A 17,126-nucleotide genomic window follows, 5' to 3' on the forward strand; every position below is an offset into this window, starting at 1 on the left:
AACGAATCTTTTTGAAAAAGATTCGCAAACACAAGGGTAAAATCCATGTAACAAGAAAAAGAAGTTTTTGAGATTAAACAACTTTTGAGAACATCTACGGGGATGTACTTATCTATATTTTCAAGGAAGGCAGAACTAAATTATAAGTTGAACACCTCTTAACAGGCAACGATATTGACAGCCAGTCCACCCTTGGATGTTTCTTTATATTTACTACGCATATCCATGCCTGTTTGACGCATGGTTTCAATCACCTTATCCAATGAAACAAGATGCTGCCCATCCCCTCTCAAGGCAAGACGTGAGGCATTGATCGCTTTCATCGCGCCCATGGTATTGCGTTCAATACAGGGGATTTGCACAAGCCCACCAACCGGATCACAGGTCAGACCCAGATTATGTTCCATGCCAATCTCAGCAGCATTTTCCACTTGCTCGTTACTCCCACCCAAAGCTGCTGTTAAACCACCAGCAGCCATGGAACAGGCAACCCCGACTTCCCCCTGACAACCAACTTCAGCCCCGGAAATGGAAGCTCGCTTTTTATAAAGCACCCCAATGGCAGCTGCGGTTAGCAAGAAATCCACCACCCCATCTTCATTGGCCTGCGGACAAAACCGTTCATAATAGCGCAAAACAGCAGGGATCACCCCCGCAGCACCATTGGTTGGTGCCGTTACCACCCTGCCCCCGGCAGCATTTTCCTCGCTCACCGCCAGTGCATAAAGATTAATCCAGTCCATTACCGTCAAAGGGTCTTTTAACCCCTCTTCCGGTCGGGTTGTCAGCTCCTTGTAAAGGTCATTTGCCCGACGCTGTACCTTGAACCCACCGGGCAACACCCCGGCTTGCAGGCATCCACGATCAATGCAATCGCTCATCGCATTTCTGACACGCATGATAAAATCGCATGTTTCATTTTCTGCACGCCAAGATAATTCATTGGCTTTCATGATCTGCGCAATCGTCAGCTTTTCACGCTGCCCAATAGCCAAAAGTTCCTCTGCCGAAGAAAACGGGTATTTCAACACCACATCCTGACCACTGTATTCTGCCTGATTATGGGCACTTTTGGTGACAATAAAACCACCACCGACCGAAAAATAATCCTGCTGATACAACAGACTGGCTTGACCATCATAGGCAGCAATGGTCATCGTATTGGGGTGTTCATCACGTACAATATCGTAATTAAAAACCAGCTGGCTCTCTTCTTCAAAAGAAATGATATGCTCACCTGCGAGCTTGAGTTGTTTGCAGCTTCTAATCCCATCAAGGCAGGTTCCAATTTGATCCGGGTCCACACTTCGTGGTCGCTGCCCACTAAGCCCCAAAAGAACAGCATTATCCGTGGCATGCCCCTTTCCCGTTAACGCCAGTGAACCATAAAGGTCAATACGTACCGCCTGAACCCGATCAAGCAATTTATGTTTCAAAAGGTCCTGACAAAACAGGTACCCTGCCCGCATGGGGCCAACAGTATGGGAACTTGACGGCCCAATCCCAATGGTGAACAAGTCGACAACGCTTAGGTTTGTATCAATCTGCTTTTGGTCGACTTCGTTCAACTGCCCATCCTTATTCTTGACTATTCAAGCTTTCTGCGTTTTTGCGAACCTTTGCCATTAAGGTCAGCAATTGTTCCTGCTCTTCCTGATCCAATCCGGCAAGAAGGTCTTTTTCCAGCTCCTGCACTTTGGCGGCAAGCTCATCAAAGATATAGTAACCGTTACGCGTCAGTTGAAGGGCAACTTTGCGGCGGTCTGCTTCATCGACTTTGCGTTCAAGATAGCCCTTATTTGTCAGCCCAGAAATAGCACGACTGACTTTGACCTTATCAATACTGGAACGTGTGACAATTTCACCGGCTGAAAGTGGTTCTTCGCTATTGCCCAACACCGCCATTGCCCGCCATTCTGAAACTGTCAGGTCATAATCTCTTTCATAAATGGTTGAGACGGCATCACTCACAGCACGATAATAAATACGGACAAGGTACGGAAAAAATGTCTCAAGCTTAAAGTCGTCAATCGGCTTATTACGTCTCATTTGGTAAAATACCTGACCTTATTTTTAGTTTCATTAATAACCATCTAAGAACAGGAAGAACGCCTTCGCAAGTTTTTTTCACATCCAAATGCATTTTCCACTTGATTAGTTACAATTGAAACCTTTATAGTTTCACTTGTAACTTTATCAGGGCGGCTTTTTGACGGAGATTGAAATGGCCATACAAAAAATTCACCACGTTGCCTATCGCTGTAAAGATGCGAAAGAAACGGTTCTTTGGTATCAAAAATATCTGGATATGGATTTTGTTTTAGCAATTGCAGAAAACGAAGTTCCTTCGACAAAAGAACCAGACCCTTACATGCATATTTTCCTGAATGCGGGCAGCGGCAATATTCTGGCCTTTTTTGAATTGCCTAACTCCCCGGAAATGGGGCGTGATGTCAACACACCTGAATGGTGTCAACATATCGCCTTTCAAGTCGGTTCTATGGAAGAGCTCAACAGCATCAAGGAAAAGCTCGAAGCCGATAATATCGAGGTTGTCGGCCCCACCGACCACACTTTGTTCCAATCCATCTATTTCTTTGACCCCAACGGCCATCGCCTGGAACTGGCCGCAAATACAGATACACCAGACATGCACAAACGTCTGGATGATGTGAAATGGGACATGCTGGAAGAATGGTCCAAGACCAAGCGTGCACCGGAACATGCCAAGTGGATGCATGAAAAAGAATTCAACGGCTAAAAGGTGTGAAGGGAGGAAAGCACATGCTTAATACATATGAATATCCGGAATTTGACTATATTCAATCCGATGAACAAAAATCTGGGGAAGTAAAACGCCACAAGGCTGTTGTAATCGGGGCTGGCCCCATCGGCCTGACCACTGCCCTTGATTTTGCCAAACAAGGTATTCCCGTTGTTGTTTTGGATGACAACAACACCGTTTCCATTGGTTCACGTGCTGTTTGTTATGCCAAGCGCCCCCTTGAAGTCTGGGACCGTTTAGGCGTTGCTGACCGCATGATTGATAAATCAGTTGTGTGGAAAGTTGGTAAAGTCTTTCGTGACGAAGAAATGGTCTATCAATTCGACCTTCTGCCCGAAGACGACCATAAAATCCCCGCTTTCATCAATCTTCAACAATATTATCTTGAAGAATACATGATTGATGAATGCAAAAAACAATATGGCAACCTGATTGATTTCCGCTGGAAATCCAAAACCATCAGCCTCAAAAACCATGAAGACCATGTGGCCTTACAAGTTGAAACACCAGACGGTGTTTACAAGATGGAAGCCGACTATGTAGTTGCCTGTGACGGGGCCAATTCCGATACACGCAAGATGCTTGGCCTTGATTTTGAAGGCCAATTCTTCCAAGACCGTTTCCTGATTGCCGATGTGGTCATGAAGGCTGATTTCCCGGCGGAACGTTGGTTCTGGTTTAACCCGCCTTTCCACCGCAACCAATCTGTCCTTCTCCACATGCAATCTGATGATGTCTGGCGCATTGACTTCCAGCTGGGGTGGGATTGTGACCCGGAAGAAGAGAAAAAGCCGGAAAACGTCATTCCGCGCTTGAAAGCCATGTTAGGCGAGGATGTAGAGTTTGAACTGGAATGGGTATCTGTCTATCAGTTTGCCTGTCGCCAGCTGCAAGATTTCAAGTGCGGTCGCGTCTTTATTGCAGGCGATGCAGCCCATCAGGTATCTCCGTTCGGTGCACGCGGGGCAAACACTGGCGTTCAGGACATTGATAACCTGACATGGAAGTTAAAAATGGTCATGGATGGAAAGGCACCTGAAAAGCTGTTGGACACATACAGCGAAGAACGTGTATTTGCCGCTGCTGACAACCTGCTGAACTCCACCCGTTCCACAGACTTCATCACACCTAAAAGTGCGGTTTCCAAAGCCTTCCGCGATGCGGTTCTGGACTTGGCCTCCGACTATGATTTTGCCCGCCCACTGGTCAATTCCGGTCGCCTGTCCATGCCGACCCCTTATGTGAACAGCTCTCTGAACACACCGGATAGTGATGAATTCGCAGGTAAAATGAATCCAGGCACCAACTGTGCGGATGCACCGGTTAATGGGGATGAATGGTTCCTCAACACTATTGCTGACTCCCGTTTCAAAGTTTTGGTCTTCGGTACAGACCCTCAGGTTAAATCCGTTGAAGTCAATGGTATTGACGCCGACGTGATTGTTGTCGGCAAGGATATTGAAGACACCAAAGGTTGCCTGAAAGAACGCTACGACGGCCAGGATGGCACCACATACCTGATCCGCCCCGACCAACATGTTGCTGGACGCTGGCGCAGCTTTGACGACACCGAAATCGCCACGGCCATCATGCGTGCAACAGCACAAGCTTAAGAAAAGGAGGTTCTAACAATGGCATTAAACACAAAACCAAATATCGCACGCCCTGATGACTTTTATCAGGAATTGATCGACCTCCACCGCGACCTGAGTGAGGAACAAAGCCGCGAGGTCAATGCAAAACTGATTTTGCTACTCTCCAATCACATCGGTGATATGGATGTGCTTAGCGAAGCAATGCAAGCGGCAAGAAAGAGCGCAGAAGCATAAAACAAACTGTGCGTCACCCCCGAAAAACCTGGGGTGACGCACACCCTTCAAAAAAAATCAAAAAAACTAAAATTTCCCGCTTGCCAAGCATATAAAAACTAGGCTAATAACCTGCCAACACATCCTGTGGAGGGATGGCTGAGTGGTCGAAAGCGGCGGTCTTGAAAACCGTTGTACGGAGACGTACCTAGGGTTCGAATCCCTATCCCTCCGCCACTGATTAAAGAAAGACCAGAAAACCTAATACCATTGGTTTTCTGGGCTTTTTCAGTTTATACTGTGCAACCAAACGTGCAACTTTTGTAGTTGCACACGACCTGAACCCAATAGGTTGCACATGCCACGCGAAGTCAAAATTACCGGATTATCCCAGAAAACTAACGGGCGTTGGATATACGTCAGAAAGATTCCGGTTCGTCTACGTGATCACTTCCCTGCCCCGGTATATCCAGATGGCAAACCACATCGCATGGAACCAAATGTCAGTGCTGGATACTATCGTGTAAATCTTGATACGAAGCACGAAAGTGAAGCCGTTGTACGCTACGTTGATTTTGCGGCTGATTATGATCAACGCATCGATGTCGCCAAACGAAAACTTGATGACCAACCGAAGTCACCACCACACATACCGCAACTCGAAATCCAGCGGATGATCGAACGTTACTATACATCTGTGCCCTTAACCGAGTTGACCCCCATGCAACTCCTTTCACATAATCTTGGTGGTGATGCACATCAAATTGCTTCCAATGCAATTGCTCATGAATTACGCCACCTTGATGCAATTAAAGAAAACACCAAGTTCGATACTTCCGATGCAGACCCGGTGATTGATTGCATGCTTGAGAAAAACAATCTCATTGTCCCGGCAGGCACAGATTTATACAAACAAATCAGAACACAATATTGGGAACACCAAAAAGCAACTGCCATACAAAATATTGGTGACATAACGCATCGCAAAACTGATATTGCGGCACATACACCAGACACATCATCACGCGGTAAAAAAACGGTGACACTTCGTGAGTTATACAATGAATACATGAAAAACCCGTCGAAAATTCGCGGAAGCAAAACGAAGCTGACCAACGGCTACAAAGCTGATTCATTGATTGAATTACTTGGTGGCGACAACCGTTTGATCAGCACCATCGAGCGTCATGAATTTGATGAAGTTCGAGATATTTTTCGAGAACTGACCCCATACTTCCATTCAAAATTCCCAAAGATGACCGTCCGGGAAATTCATGCCAAGTTGAAGAAACTACGTAATGAAGGTCGCGATTTCCCAAAACCAGCAGCGAAGACCATCAATGACTACATGACATTGCTCACATCCATGTTCACGTTTGCAAACAATAAAGATTACGTTGATAAATCATTGGCTGTTGATTTGAAGGTGGCTGTTCCACGTAAAGAGAAAAACAGAACCAAAGAACAATTCACCATGGAGCAAATCAAAACAATATTTGATGCAGAACTATATCATGGATGTATGAATTTAGAATACTGGTGGCGGCCCGGCAACTTCAAAGTGCGTAGCGGAAAATTCTGGGTGCCATTGATTGGCCTGTATCAAGGTGTCAGATTGAATGAATGCTGTCAGCTTTTGGTATCAGACATCAAAATTATTGATGGTTACCACTGCATCCTGATCCGATACGACGACGATGATGGTGAAGAAGTCAAGAATGTCAAAAATGAAAGCAGTGAACGCTTCCTCGTCATCCACCCCATGTTGATCAAGCTCGGTTTCATTCATCATTACGAGCAGCAGAAGAAAGCCGGTGAAACACATTTATTCCCGGAACTCCCCATCGGCTCCACAGGCTACTACAGCGATCCATTCAACAAATGGTTCAACCGATCACTACTCAAGAAAAAACTCGACATCAACGGCCCAACCTTCCATTCCCTACGTCACATGTATTGTGATGCGTTACGGGCCGCACAGGTGCCACAAGACATCCAACGCACGTTGGGCGGTTGGTCATCAAAGAATGGTGAAGAAGACACCATCGATTACAAAGTCTACGGTCGCGGCTATCCACCGGATGTCCAACACGAACACATCAGCAAGGTTACATATGATGTGGATTTATCACATTTGATTGATAACGAGGAAAATGAATGACGTATCATTTAAGTAATTTCACAAGCATGTTTGAAGTATTGTTTGGTGTGTATGTCGCAATTGCTTTCTGGTCGCCATTTGAACATGAAGCTACAAAATATGGCATGGCATATTTGAAAAATGTTAGGTGCAAAGAAAACCCAAGTAACAATCTCTTCCTAGCTATCATAAACATATTTTTTGGTTTAATTTTTACTTCATGGGCATGGCTTTTGGTAGGTATATCCTTAATTATCTATCTTGCTGCACGAATAGCCCCATTCATTGGAGGTGGATATTGCTTTTACGCTTTATATCAATTTGCCATGAATGGTGAGCAAATTTATTCTTCAATCGAAAAAAACCATATCTTGGCATTCAGCATAGGTCCATTTGCTATGTGCGTTTTTGCTTTTTTGTTTGCAAGAGCTTTTGATAAAGGGGCAGTTGAAGAATTTAAAAACATGGGTGGTATAACCAAGGTAGATATATCTCACACACCCAAAGCATGCCCAACATGTGGAAAACACTGACTATATTTTAATTGAATTAATTACACCAAACACCTACCAATAGATGTTTTTTTTTTCAAATTCAAACATTGGAACTCATCGCATGAATGACCAAGCAACAGTCGGTCACCTATTATTTGGCATTGCAATATACGGTGGATTAATATGGCATGTCGGTCACCGTATGCGTGGCTCAGTATATCCATTTTCACAATCTTCGATACGCAACAAACGTTTCATAGTTGCTGTTTTGCCCATGGTCATGTATTTGATCGGTGGTGAAATAGAGCGAGATTATATGCTCAGATTATTCATTGGCATACCAGTTTCGGTGTTGATTTTTAGCTTCATCAGTTCTCGGATTTTCAGATGGTGTTTTCAAACGGTTACTGGAAACAGCAATGAGCCACTAATAGAATATGTCGTCATCCATGCATACACATTACTTGCATCAATGATTTGCTACACCTCGGTTGAAACAACCGCAAAATATTTTAAAGCTCTGTTCGGATAGATACGATGAATTTCCAGCAAATAAAACGTAAACTCAAAGCCTCTGCCTTGATCATTAATCGTCTTATGACAATAAAACAAGGCCGGTTGGTCAAACGTTATGGTGCCGTTGCATCTTTAGCGTGGGTGGTGATTGGTGTAATCGGTGGTCTGTTTGCGTTTAGTAATGATGGCAAACTGAATGAAATGGGTGATTTCTTCGCGGGTTGGTTTTCACCATTGGCATTTACATGGTTTGTCTATGCTGTGTTCTTGCAAATGAAAGAACTCAAAGCGACCAACGAAACAATGAATTTGCAGAAGGAAGAACTTGAAGGTTCCAAGCTAGCGTTACGTGAGCAATCCAAAACATTAAACCGTCAAAACATTGAAAACACCTTCTTCAAGATGATCGAGTCATTGCAAGACATCATCGGGGGAATGACTATAACTGAAAAAGAATACATCTCAGATTCTGCAAAAAAAGTTTTCCTAACCGGGAGAACCGCTTTAGCCTCAATTCACAAAGAATTTGAAAGAATGATTATAGGCTGCACTTCCGAAGAAGATTTCATTAAGAAATATGAATACCTATATGAAGAGAACGGTGAAAACCTTGGTCATTACTTTCGGATGCTAAATCGAATTATCGAATTTATCGAACATCATACAGAATTACATGACACAGATAAAATTGGCCTAATTAAAATATTACGTCCCCACCTGTCAGATGGTGAACTTTTCTTACTTTTCATCAATTCCCATTACAAATACGGGAAGCCCATGACACCTTATATCAAAAAACATGAAATGTTGGATAACTTCACCCTTCGCACCAGAACAGAAGATGACATCCTAGTGAACCATGCAAAAAACCTAAATGTTAAATACGAGATTATTGATAAATCTACAGGATTTTTCTAACGGCCCGTTCCAAAATCAATGGATTAGTATCTGCATATTCAGCCGATTGGTTTACCGTAGCGTGCCCCATCAGGCATGACAGGTTCTTCAAGCCGACACCGTTGTTGATCAGACGAGTGGCGAATGTTCTACGTCCAGAGTGACTGCTAGTGCTGTCTGGTAGACCAGACTTGATAAACAAACGCTTCGCCAACTGCTGCATCGTATTCCCGGTAAAACGGCTGCCTTTTTGTGATCGGAACAGGAATGCGTTTGGATGCAGGTCAGGACCTTCGGTGGCACGGCGGTGATCGATATATGATTTGATGGCACGACGCACACGCGGGTTGCTCAGGAACACTTCTCTGTTTCTGTTCGTCTTGCTGTTGGCAATTTTTATCTGAAACTGCTGACGAATTTCACCATCACTATCCGTAACATCACCGAGACGCAATGAACTGCATTCATGGACCCGCAGGCCCAAGCCGAACAAACACATCAGGATTGCTGTGTTACGGGCCGCATGAGCTTCTACAGCGGTAATCTTCATCAATCGCTCAAACTCCGCATCTGTCAAAACCTTGGCTTTGCCTTCCTTGCTCATATCATCCTCCCATAATGTTTATCTTTGAGGTGCAGCATGCACCTTTCAACATTATCAACCGCGTTGAAATCATCCGTCATCAGCAACGCCGCAGCAATGATCACAATCTTTAACTTTGGACAGAAGTAAACTTTTTCCACCGGGTGCGTTGGTATGCGTCATCCAATGCCGCCAGAACATCTTCATCCTGCTCGTCCAAAGCCTCAGCAATACGGTTCAAGGTTGCCTGCACATGATCCAACGTCTCACCACATCGGATACTCTCGTAGCCATGGATTTGAACCTTCTGGGATGAATAACGCAGGACCAGATAATATTCACCACCGTCAGACCAATACCACTTCCGTACCGGCACGGCGACTGTGGTGGGCTTGCCATGACTATAACGACGGCGTTGGATCGTGAATGTTTCACCGATGAGTTCATGAGCAACAACCTCCAACTGCTGTTCAAGGGCTGCCCGGAATACTTTGATAGGATCATTTCTCCGTACCTCGACCAGCGGCTTTTTCTTGTTGCTAAAGTTCATTTCAATCATGGTGACCACCCCGTGTAACTGCACTAAATGCAGCAGTTCCATCACCGAAAGTCAAATTCAGGCCATTGCCATATCACGCTAAAAGCCTTGTGGGTTCCAATTCAGTGAGTCCATTCAAGGACTTCCATCTAAAAAGGTAGCATCGTGTTACCTCGCTCATTTTATGATTGCTACTCTGTGAATATTGCGATTTTAGCATCGAATCCAAAACAGGAACATCTGTAGGAATTTATTAATTGACGATTCAGCGTGCCCTGATTTAGAAGGCAAATATTGTGTTCGGGACATCCAACTGATGACCTGTGCTAAATAACCTTGGAAGTTTAAAATACAACGCTGATACCGGGAATAAGACCGGCAGTTTGAGGCCCGTGATGATTAAGACCATCACCACAACTTCCACTGTGGCCGACTTGAAATCGCGATGTCGCATCTCGAAAGCTGGGGTAAATATACCAGTAATCCAGTGGACCTGTGAAACAAGCGGTGGCGGCAAGACTAAATAAAGAAGCCCTAAACGATGTCGGCCCTGTTTTCTGGTGGATGCAACCGACACCATCGCATTAGTAATCGTATCTGCTTTTGCCTTGGCCCGTTGCGTGTGGAGACACAGGGGAAGTAGTCATCAAGCAGGTACAGCGTAACCGCCTGCGGCAATGAACATGGTTCATAGCAGTGACTGATACGACTGGTACAAACGGCTCATCGAATAAAACCAATTTCCCTCCTGCTCAGAGATTAACTCATATCTTATGATTTCTGGGCAGGGGGGATTTCAGGATTCCGGTCTATCGAATATGAACGATTTAATATTTCTACTTGGACTTAAAAGTCCAAGAAACAAAAACACAAAACCACCCTCACCCGCAGGAATGAACGTAGTTCATGACGAGGACGAGGGTGAGTTTACGACGAACGCGAAGCGTTTGGCGGTTAAGAGTATTGTGATTTCACGAAGTCAATTTTAACACCCAAATGATTCACCAACTGAATCACTTCGACGGCATGGTTTGTCCAAATTTCGATATTCACGTAATCTTTCCATATCGCCAGCATATCACGGCAGAACTGATCCAGATCACTGGTGTGCAGTAATGTGGATACGGACACGTCGGTCATCCGGGGAACCAATTCCATTAGTTGATCCAGTTGTGCTGCTGTCAGGTCAATACCAACACAAATTTCGTATTCATCCAGCGTCGGCTTTTCCGGGGAAACATAGTCATCAATAGAAATCATTTCCCGGTCTCCATTTCGATCTGTCGGATGTAGTGCAGCAACCAACGCTCAAGCGTTTCATTACGGCAATCCACAGCCAATTCGGATAGGAAGTTCTTCATGGCGTTCCAAACTTCACCACTGGGATTACTATTGGTACGCTGTAGCGTAGAAAAATATGTCCGGGATCGCTGAACCTGAGCAGCGAAGTCAGACCAGCTACCGATAAAACCATTGGCAGTCAGAAATTTCTGAATTGCCGCATATAACGGCATGTCGGTGTTGTCGATAATCATCTCGTTATCTCCATCAAAATTTTACATGAAGATATTTATCAACGGCGATCTACATTGATGAATATGAGGATATATGGTGAGCATTAAAAGCTGCACGGATCGATTGCTTTAACTGGTCATCACCACCCCACACAACCAAACAAGAAGGAAATGGGGCTGAGTTTGGTTGGTTCGAAAATTTCAAGCGTCCTTGAAGAAGAAATACATCTGCGTGCCCGGCAACTTGTCGATGCCACCATCCCGTATCTGTACGGGCAGCTAATAACGCGATCACGCACTCTGCATCACCATTTTCAACGGACTCTCTGGCCTTCCTACACCATGGTTCGTTAGCACTGTACGGCGGGTTTAGAAAAACCTTGCCATTCCACGGCTGCTGCAATCCATCATCTTCAATCGTATAGTATTTGTGGGCCTCAACTGGTTTACAATGAAGCGGACTGCTGGGGTCCAGATCAAATTCACCATTGATGCAGGTGTACAGTTTTTCTAAAATTGAAGGCGGTGAATACCATTCATCACTTTTATTACTCATGGCTGCCCCGTTCCAAAAATTCTTGTCAGAATTAATCGGCACGATAATTGGCTTAGTATTCAAGTGAGAAAAAATAGTATTCAATACATCCAACCTACCTGAATTCTTTGTCTCCAAGCTCACTATCGTTGGATGCGAGACACCGACCAATTCAGCCAACTTTCGTTGACTGATGTTTTGTGACTTTCGCAAAAGGGCAATGCGTTTTCCAAGCACACCTGTAGTTGGTAATTTCTTTGCTGAAATATCCAAATCTAGGGTTTGCATGATCTGAATGAAGTTCGCTAAATTACCCTTACCCAGTTCGATGTTTCGTAATGTTGGTCGGGAAATACCTGTGTTTTTCGATAAAACCACATGGCTCGTTTTCGTGTTCTTACGGAACTGGGCAAGTTGTTGCCCTAAGCACTTATGGTAAAACTTTTTTTCCATCCTGTTCCTCATTCTGTAAAACACCTTTTATCATTTGCTCGGTGAATTTCAATATGAGAGTTTCAAGGTATCGACGGGAATTGTTTTTGGGACACCCTGTGTAAGATCAATCTCTAAAAGGTCAGCGGTGCCGATACTAACTATGACGTCATCCAGAATTACCGTGATGCCTGTGTCCGTCAGTTTGCACCACGAAGTGTCTATGATGCTGTAAATGGCCCCCTGTGGCTCTGTAGAAGCTGCAACAACATAACCGGCTGCGTTGATGCGATATGGGCCGTCATAGCGTTGCTGGACACTTATATCGAGGAATTCGACATGGTAGTCATTGATGCTCAGGCAGGGCTGTGCGAATTCGTCAGGCATATATCTTGGTGGAAGTTTCCCGGTGATTAATACCGGGATAATATAAAGCTGCTTGGTTATCATGCGGATAGGTTCCAATCTGTACCATGATCGGTTGATGAAACTTCGGCGGTCTCCAAATCAACGCCAATGACATTGCCATCCAGCATGATTTCCACATCCAGTAGGATATTATCAAATTCTGTGCAATGAACGGAAACGATTGGATTGTGACCAAGACGATCCAGTGCATCGGTCAATGTTTTCCCAAAGACGGCAATCACACCACGGCCATGGATAAAGGCCGATTGCATGCCACCATCAAGGTTCTTGTAGCAATGTTCAAAATCCGCATTGCCCAGCGGATGGCCTTCGACAGTCATCTTCATCCGGTCAATAACCAGATCACCTGCCGTGGGCATTGTATTGCCACGCACTGACACCGGCACGGCGTATAAGAAATCGGCACATTGGTATGGGTTAGCAGTAATTTCAAAATCACGTAATCGCATCGGAACCTCCATCAGTTGATGGCGGTATTTATCCGAATCAACAAACCTCATTAGCCATTGGACTACCACCCTATGAACAATATAAGATTGTTTGGAAGATGTATGTAACGGGGGAGATGAACATTGTCCGATTTTGTAAAAGTTCTGTTAATCGTGACCTTAACGATACTTGGTGCTTATGGCACTGCGTTGTTAATTTCAGTATCTAATTCTCCTGAAAATTTTGAACACATTGCGAGCGGAATTGGTGTTTTCCTATTGCCGTTTGCCACACTCACTGCTGCTTTAGTCGGTGTCAAATGGTTCCAAGAGATCAAGGGTGCTGTTGATCTTCAAATTGCTTCTGCCCACAAGAAAGATAAAAAGAAAGAGCTTCAATTTGAGTTAGCTAATCAAGTCATTGACGCTGTATACGAAGCACAAAATAAACTCCAAGAAATTCGCAGTCCCGCAGTCATGGAAGGTGAAAGAGAGACAATCATCAATCAGATACGAGAGCAAGAAGGCGAACAAGCAGCTAATGAAATCAATAACAATGGTATGCGTCTTCATGGTGCGGCTGGTTATTTCCGCTGGAATGAAAACCGTGAAACATACTTAGAACTTCAAAGGCTCAAGAAAAAGTTTGGATTTATATTCGGTTCAGAAGAACCAATCGAAACGATCCTCCATCAATGGCGTTCAGTTCGAGCAGCAGCAATTGTAATCGCACAAGGAGGCCAAGTTGAAAACCTTGAATGGAGACTATGGGAAGTTGGCAATGATGATGATGAAGTATACCAAACAATGAATGCAGCTATTACCCAAGTCGAAGAACTCTGCGGACCCGTTCTGAGAGATACAATTTCAAATTAAAGCCCAATCGATCAGATGATTTAAACCATCCTCCGAATTTAAATACAGCTCACCACCATTTGTGCAACCAAATGAGCAACTACACAATTATTAAAATTATATAACACGTTGAATTTAATTAGAATAATCAATTGCAATACGGAGGTTTTGACTTTCCCTATCCCTCCGCCATTAAAACCCCGCTTCGGCGGGGTTTTTTATTGTCTTTAAAGACTTGTTCAAATTGAGTTGAATTTGGCTAAAATCCTGTAGCCTGAAAACCTGCTACCTTCCTCTCAATCCACCTGCGTCTGAACCTGTCTCCCCCCCTTCCGGTTATCACGGGTTTTATGCCTCGCTGGATAAAAATTAGCTTGTATTCAAACGTCCCATACGCTATTCCCTCTAAATAGTATGTAATTTTTTTGATGATTTAAGCGGTTATTATTCTTAATCGACTTTATGGGTGGTGCGAAAACGTGACGTAGAGTTGGAAGCTTAAAGGGGAAAATGTGATGAAAAAGGTCTGTTCTGTAGCTGTCGGCTTGGCGCTTTTAGGTGCAGCGAATGCACATGCAGCTGATTTGGCAACGCCAGTCTATGTAAAAGCTGGTGTGGGTTATGTAAATTTCACTGACCAGCGGGCAGAAGCCACTCGTGGTATGAATCCAGTTCCAGACATCATGACCACCGATTTCACAGACACACAAGCCGTTGCTTTGGGTGTTGGTTACAGTGTGACAGACTCTATCGACCTGGAAGCGACATACCAATACAACTTGGCTTCCAAATCAAACGCCATGTCTTGGACGCAAGGTGGCGCCCTTGAGGCAGGCCACTATAATGTGACAGTACAGACATCTTCGTTAATGTTAAATGCGCTGGTAAAGCTTAATAGCCTAACGAATGAAGCAAAAACGATTCGCCCCTATGTCGGGTTAGGTGTGGGTGTGGCAGCACATAGAATATCTGATCTGGAGACCGTGGGTACATATTACGATTATAGGGTTAACGATAAGGCGAACTACTCTCTTGCAGGCAGAGCGACACTGGGTGCGGTGTATGACATCAGTGAAAAAGTGTCACTCGACTTGTCTTACTCTTTGGCACACTATGGCGTAGCTAAGGGTGATAAAATATGGCATGAGGTAGGCGGTACTTCTCAGGGTCCTGTAGAGACACCAATGGCTTTTGATGTACTCAATCATGAAGCTTTATTTTCACTAAGATATAATTTCTAATTTCATAGTGAAACTGTTCGCTAGGTTTACTTTTCCATCCTCACTATATTGAGGATGGAAAACAGTCTTCAAATGGGACAGAAAACTGACTGGCCGCTTCACCGTCAGGGAAGCGGCTTTTTTTATAATTTCCCCCACCTCAAGCCCGGCTTGGTAAACGGAAGTATTTTTTAAGCTCCCCCATCATCCGTGTTTCAAATTCTGCGCAGAAGCATGTTTCATAGCTTGCACCAGAGTGGCTGCAAGACGATTGTTCAAAACACGATTTGCATCGTTGCTCGCGAACATAGGCATAACAGCCTTCCACAGATTGGAAATGTTTATTGTTCCTGAATTCGTAAGTCATGTCAGATACCTCATTAAAATACGGCGGTATCAACTTTATTTATTATCATTCGGTTTCTTACATATTGCCGATATAAACTTTTAATTTTGCGCCTTTTCCTCCCCCTCTCTTTTTATAAATGACGAGAATTCATAGCCAAGCTGTTCAAACAGGCTTTTAATCTGCCCGTTATTTTGCAGCTCTCTTAATGCCTGATTAAAATCAGCAATGATTGCAGCACCATCCGGGTGCCCAGCCCGGATCATTAAATGTAAAGGCTTACTTTCAATCACTTCCTTATGCAGAACATATATTCTTTTCCAGTGGGAGATATTTCTATTGAGATAATGCTGTAGAACCAGTTCATCTTCCAAAATGGCATCGACCCGTCCATGTTCAAGCATTTTAATCCCTTGAGCCAGATGACTGACATAGACAATGCGCTTTTCAAACCGCTTTAAGGTTGCTGCGTTGTAGCCATAGCCACGGATCAAACCAACGGTGAACCCCTTGGGCAGAAAGACACTGCGGGTTAAGAGTTTCAAGTTATTGGCCATATAAGGCTTGCTATACAGAAAATATTTTTCCCTGTCTTTTTTATACCAAGCACCAATAATACCGTCGGCCTCAGCTTTTTCAGCCATGCTCAGGGCACGTTTCCAAGGGTAATAGTCCGTTTTCAAACGATACCCGGAACGACCAAGGGCCATCCTGACAATCCCTGTCCCCAGCCCCTCCTGTGCCATCGTAGGCGAATTGAACGGAGGGTAATCATCATTAACCAGTAATAAACTTGCCCCATTGGCCGCATCAGCATTTTTAAGGCACAGAAGAAAAGACAGCCCACATACAAGAAATGCCATCTGTATCGCCGTAACTATGCTTAAAAAACGTGCCATATACCCATAAGTTTCAAAGGTGATACATATTCGTTACACGATAGTAACGCTATCAACTTGTAATTCTCATCACCCAAATGGGTGTCTTCCAAGTAGATTGTTCACAAAGTGGAAATCAGTCACCCATTTCCCATTCTGCTTCGTGAAGAATACGTCGATAGGATTCACACACAGGAAAACGCACATCATTTTTTAAAATAATTTCATAAGTCCCATCGACCTTTTCCACTTTCTTCACCGCACCTTTTAACACCCAGTGCTGTAAATGAACGCAATTGCCATCAAATGCCTTTAAGTCGTGTACCGCATCGCTAAAACGGTAAAGGATACGATCTTCCCCTTTTTCACCATAAACACGAATGAAGTGTTTTTCCTCACTGACCGCCCAAACCACAGGGCCAATATCTTGTGTTAACCTGGCAAAAAACTTTGGCGCAGATGGCTCTTTTTTCACGGGTGCTTCTTTAGGGGCAGTTTTTTTAAAGAAAAACATGTCAAACAATCGTTTCATATCATGGCTCTAGGTCTAGGGTCAGGACCGATTAATTTACTGAGTTTGGTTTGTAAAAAATGCCGAAGGGACGGGCTCAAAATAAAGGTGGCTCGCGTTATAAAACTCTTGCAATGGAGGGCACTGCGACGAGTTTCATGCCTAATCCACCTTTATTTTGAGCGCCGCCAAACTTAGTAAATTAATCGGTCCTGAC

At 44.2% G+C, this 17,126-nt stretch carries 20 protein-coding genes and 1 tRNA gene; 10 read left to right on the top strand and 11 right to left on the bottom strand.

All coding sequences use genetic code 11. The features are described from left to right. Nucleotides 1–158 precede the first annotated feature (158 nt). A complete protein-coding gene (locus E4K71_RS07660; RefSeq protein ID WP_135078296.1) occupies nucleotides 159–1,568 on the bottom strand; it encodes an L-serine ammonia-lyase in 1,410 nt (469 codons plus the stop codon). 10 nt (nucleotides 1,569–1,578) lie between these two features. Beyond that, entirely contained in the window at nucleotides 1,579–2,049 is a 471-nt protein-coding gene (locus E4K71_RS07665; protein ID WP_135078298.1) for a MarR family transcriptional regulator, read from the bottom strand. A 175-nt stretch (nucleotides 2,050–2,224) separates the two neighbouring features. Between E4K71_RS07665 and E4K71_RS07670 the strand changes: the two genes are divergently transcribed. From E4K71_RS07670 to E4K71_RS07705, 8 genes are all read left to right on the top strand, one after another. After that, nucleotides 2,225–2,761: a VOC family protein gene (locus tag E4K71_RS07670; RefSeq protein WP_135078300.1), complete on the top strand. Its 537-nt coding sequence runs from the start codon at nucleotides 2,225–2,227 to the stop codon at nucleotides 2,759–2,761. A gap of 23 nt (nucleotides 2,762–2,784) precedes the next feature. Beyond that, entirely contained in the window at nucleotides 2,785–4,398 is a 1,614-nt protein-coding gene (locus E4K71_RS07675) for an FAD-dependent oxidoreductase (RefSeq protein WP_135078302.1), read from the top strand. A gap of 18 nt (nucleotides 4,399–4,416) precedes the next feature. Next, nucleotides 4,417–4,614 carry a DUF2783 domain-containing protein gene (locus E4K71_RS07680; protein WP_135078304.1) on the top strand — a complete coding sequence of 66 codons (198 nt, stop codon included), beginning with the start codon at nucleotides 4,417–4,419 and terminating at the stop codon, nucleotides 4,612–4,614. 128 nt (nucleotides 4,615–4,742) lie between these two features. Continuing rightward, nucleotides 4,743–4,830 (top strand) — tRNA-Ser (locus tag E4K71_RS07685). A 121-nt stretch (nucleotides 4,831–4,951) separates the two neighbouring features. After that, nucleotides 4,952–6,754 (top strand): site-specific integrase, encoded by a 1,803-nt coding sequence (locus tag E4K71_RS07690; RefSeq protein WP_135078306.1) that lies wholly within the window; start codon nucleotides 4,952–4,954, stop codon nucleotides 6,752–6,754. Nucleotides 6,755–6,780: 26 nt separating this feature from the next. Then, nucleotides 6,781–7,266 carry a hypothetical protein gene (locus E4K71_RS07695; RefSeq protein WP_135078308.1) on the top strand — a complete coding sequence of 162 codons (486 nt, stop codon included), beginning with the start codon at nucleotides 6,781–6,783 and terminating at the stop codon, nucleotides 7,264–7,266. A gap of 82 nt (nucleotides 7,267–7,348) precedes the next feature. Beyond that, on the top strand, nucleotides 7,349–7,759 hold the full coding sequence (locus E4K71_RS07700) for a hypothetical protein (protein ID WP_135078310.1): 411 nt from the start codon (nucleotides 7,349–7,351) through the stop codon (nucleotides 7,757–7,759). A gap of 5 nt (nucleotides 7,760–7,764) precedes the next feature. After that, nucleotides 7,765–8,661 (top strand): putative phage abortive infection protein, encoded by an 897-nt coding sequence (locus E4K71_RS07705; RefSeq protein WP_135078312.1) that lies wholly within the window; start codon nucleotides 7,765–7,767, stop codon nucleotides 8,659–8,661. On the opposite strand, the gene E4K71_RS07710 is transcribed toward E4K71_RS07705, so the two are convergent. The 7 genes from E4K71_RS07710 to E4K71_RS07740 all read right to left on the bottom strand — a co-directional run bounded on the left by E4K71_RS07710 (nucleotide 8,645) and on the right by E4K71_RS07740 (nucleotide 13,120). After that, nucleotides 8,645–9,244, bottom strand: coding sequence for a site-specific integrase (locus E4K71_RS07710; protein ID WP_135078314.1), 600 nt, complete (start codon nucleotides 9,242–9,244; stop codon nucleotides 8,645–8,647). The genes E4K71_RS07705 and E4K71_RS07710 overlap by 17 nt on opposite strands. Before the next feature lie 109 nt (nucleotides 9,245–9,353). Then, the gene (locus tag E4K71_RS07715; protein WP_135078316.1) at nucleotides 9,354–9,782 is read right to left on the bottom strand and encodes a hypothetical protein; all 429 of its coding nucleotides are present in this window, start codon (nucleotides 9,780–9,782) and stop codon (nucleotides 9,354–9,356) included. Between the two features lie 933 nt (nucleotides 9,783–10,715). After that, on the bottom strand, nucleotides 10,716–11,021 hold the full coding sequence (locus E4K71_RS07720) for a hypothetical protein (RefSeq protein WP_135078318.1): 306 nt from the start codon (nucleotides 11,019–11,021) through the stop codon (nucleotides 10,716–10,718). After that, entirely contained in the window at nucleotides 11,018–11,296 is a 279-nt protein-coding gene (locus tag E4K71_RS07725; RefSeq protein ID WP_135078320.1) for a hypothetical protein, read from the bottom strand. The genes E4K71_RS07720 and E4K71_RS07725 overlap by 4 nt, the downstream gene beginning before the upstream one ends. 49 nt (nucleotides 11,297–11,345) lie before the next feature. Continuing rightward, on the bottom strand, nucleotides 11,346–12,263 hold the full coding sequence (locus E4K71_RS07730) for a DNA N-6-adenine-methyltransferase (protein WP_167730354.1): 918 nt from the start codon (nucleotides 12,261–12,263) through the stop codon (nucleotides 11,346–11,348). A 48-nt stretch (nucleotides 12,264–12,311) separates the two neighbouring features. Continuing rightward, nucleotides 12,312–12,692 carry a hypothetical protein gene (locus E4K71_RS07735; RefSeq protein WP_135078324.1) on the bottom strand — a complete coding sequence of 127 codons (381 nt, stop codon included), beginning with the start codon at nucleotides 12,690–12,692 and terminating at the stop codon, nucleotides 12,312–12,314. Continuing rightward, nucleotides 12,689–13,120, bottom strand: a complete 432-nt coding sequence (locus E4K71_RS07740; protein WP_135078326.1) for a hypothetical protein — start codon at nucleotides 13,118–13,120, stop codon at nucleotides 12,689–12,691. Before E4K71_RS07740 ends, E4K71_RS07735 begins: the two co-directional genes overlap by 4 nt. 123 nt (nucleotides 13,121–13,243) lie before the next feature. Here E4K71_RS07740 and E4K71_RS07745 point away from each other — a divergent pair, with 123 nt between their 5' ends. Next, the gene (locus E4K71_RS07745) at nucleotides 13,244–13,975 is read left to right on the top strand and encodes a hypothetical protein (protein ID WP_135078328.1); all 732 of its coding nucleotides are present in this window, start codon (nucleotides 13,244–13,246) and stop codon (nucleotides 13,973–13,975) included. A gap of 494 nt (nucleotides 13,976–14,469) precedes the next feature. Continuing rightward, a complete protein-coding gene (locus E4K71_RS07750) occupies nucleotides 14,470–15,195 on the top strand; it encodes an outer membrane beta-barrel protein (protein WP_240796912.1) in 726 nt (241 codons plus the stop codon). A 426-nt stretch (nucleotides 15,196–15,621) separates the two neighbouring features. Here E4K71_RS07750 and E4K71_RS07755 read toward each other — a convergent pair whose 3' ends face one another. After that, on the bottom strand, nucleotides 15,622–16,383 hold the full coding sequence (locus E4K71_RS07755; protein ID WP_167730356.1) for a transporter substrate-binding domain-containing protein: 762 nt from the start codon (nucleotides 16,381–16,383) through the stop codon (nucleotides 15,622–15,624). 151 nt (nucleotides 16,384–16,534) lie between these two features. Next, nucleotides 16,535–16,930, bottom strand: a complete 396-nt coding sequence (locus tag E4K71_RS07760) for a LytTR family transcriptional regulator DNA-binding domain-containing protein (RefSeq protein ID WP_135078334.1) — start codon at nucleotides 16,928–16,930, stop codon at nucleotides 16,535–16,537. Nucleotides 16,931–17,126: the final 196 nt, after the last annotated feature.

It is taken from the genome of Terasakiella sp. SH-1, from assembly GCF_004564135.1.
Lineage (GTDB): Bacteria > Pseudomonadota > Alphaproteobacteria > Rhodospirillales > Terasakiellaceae > Terasakiella.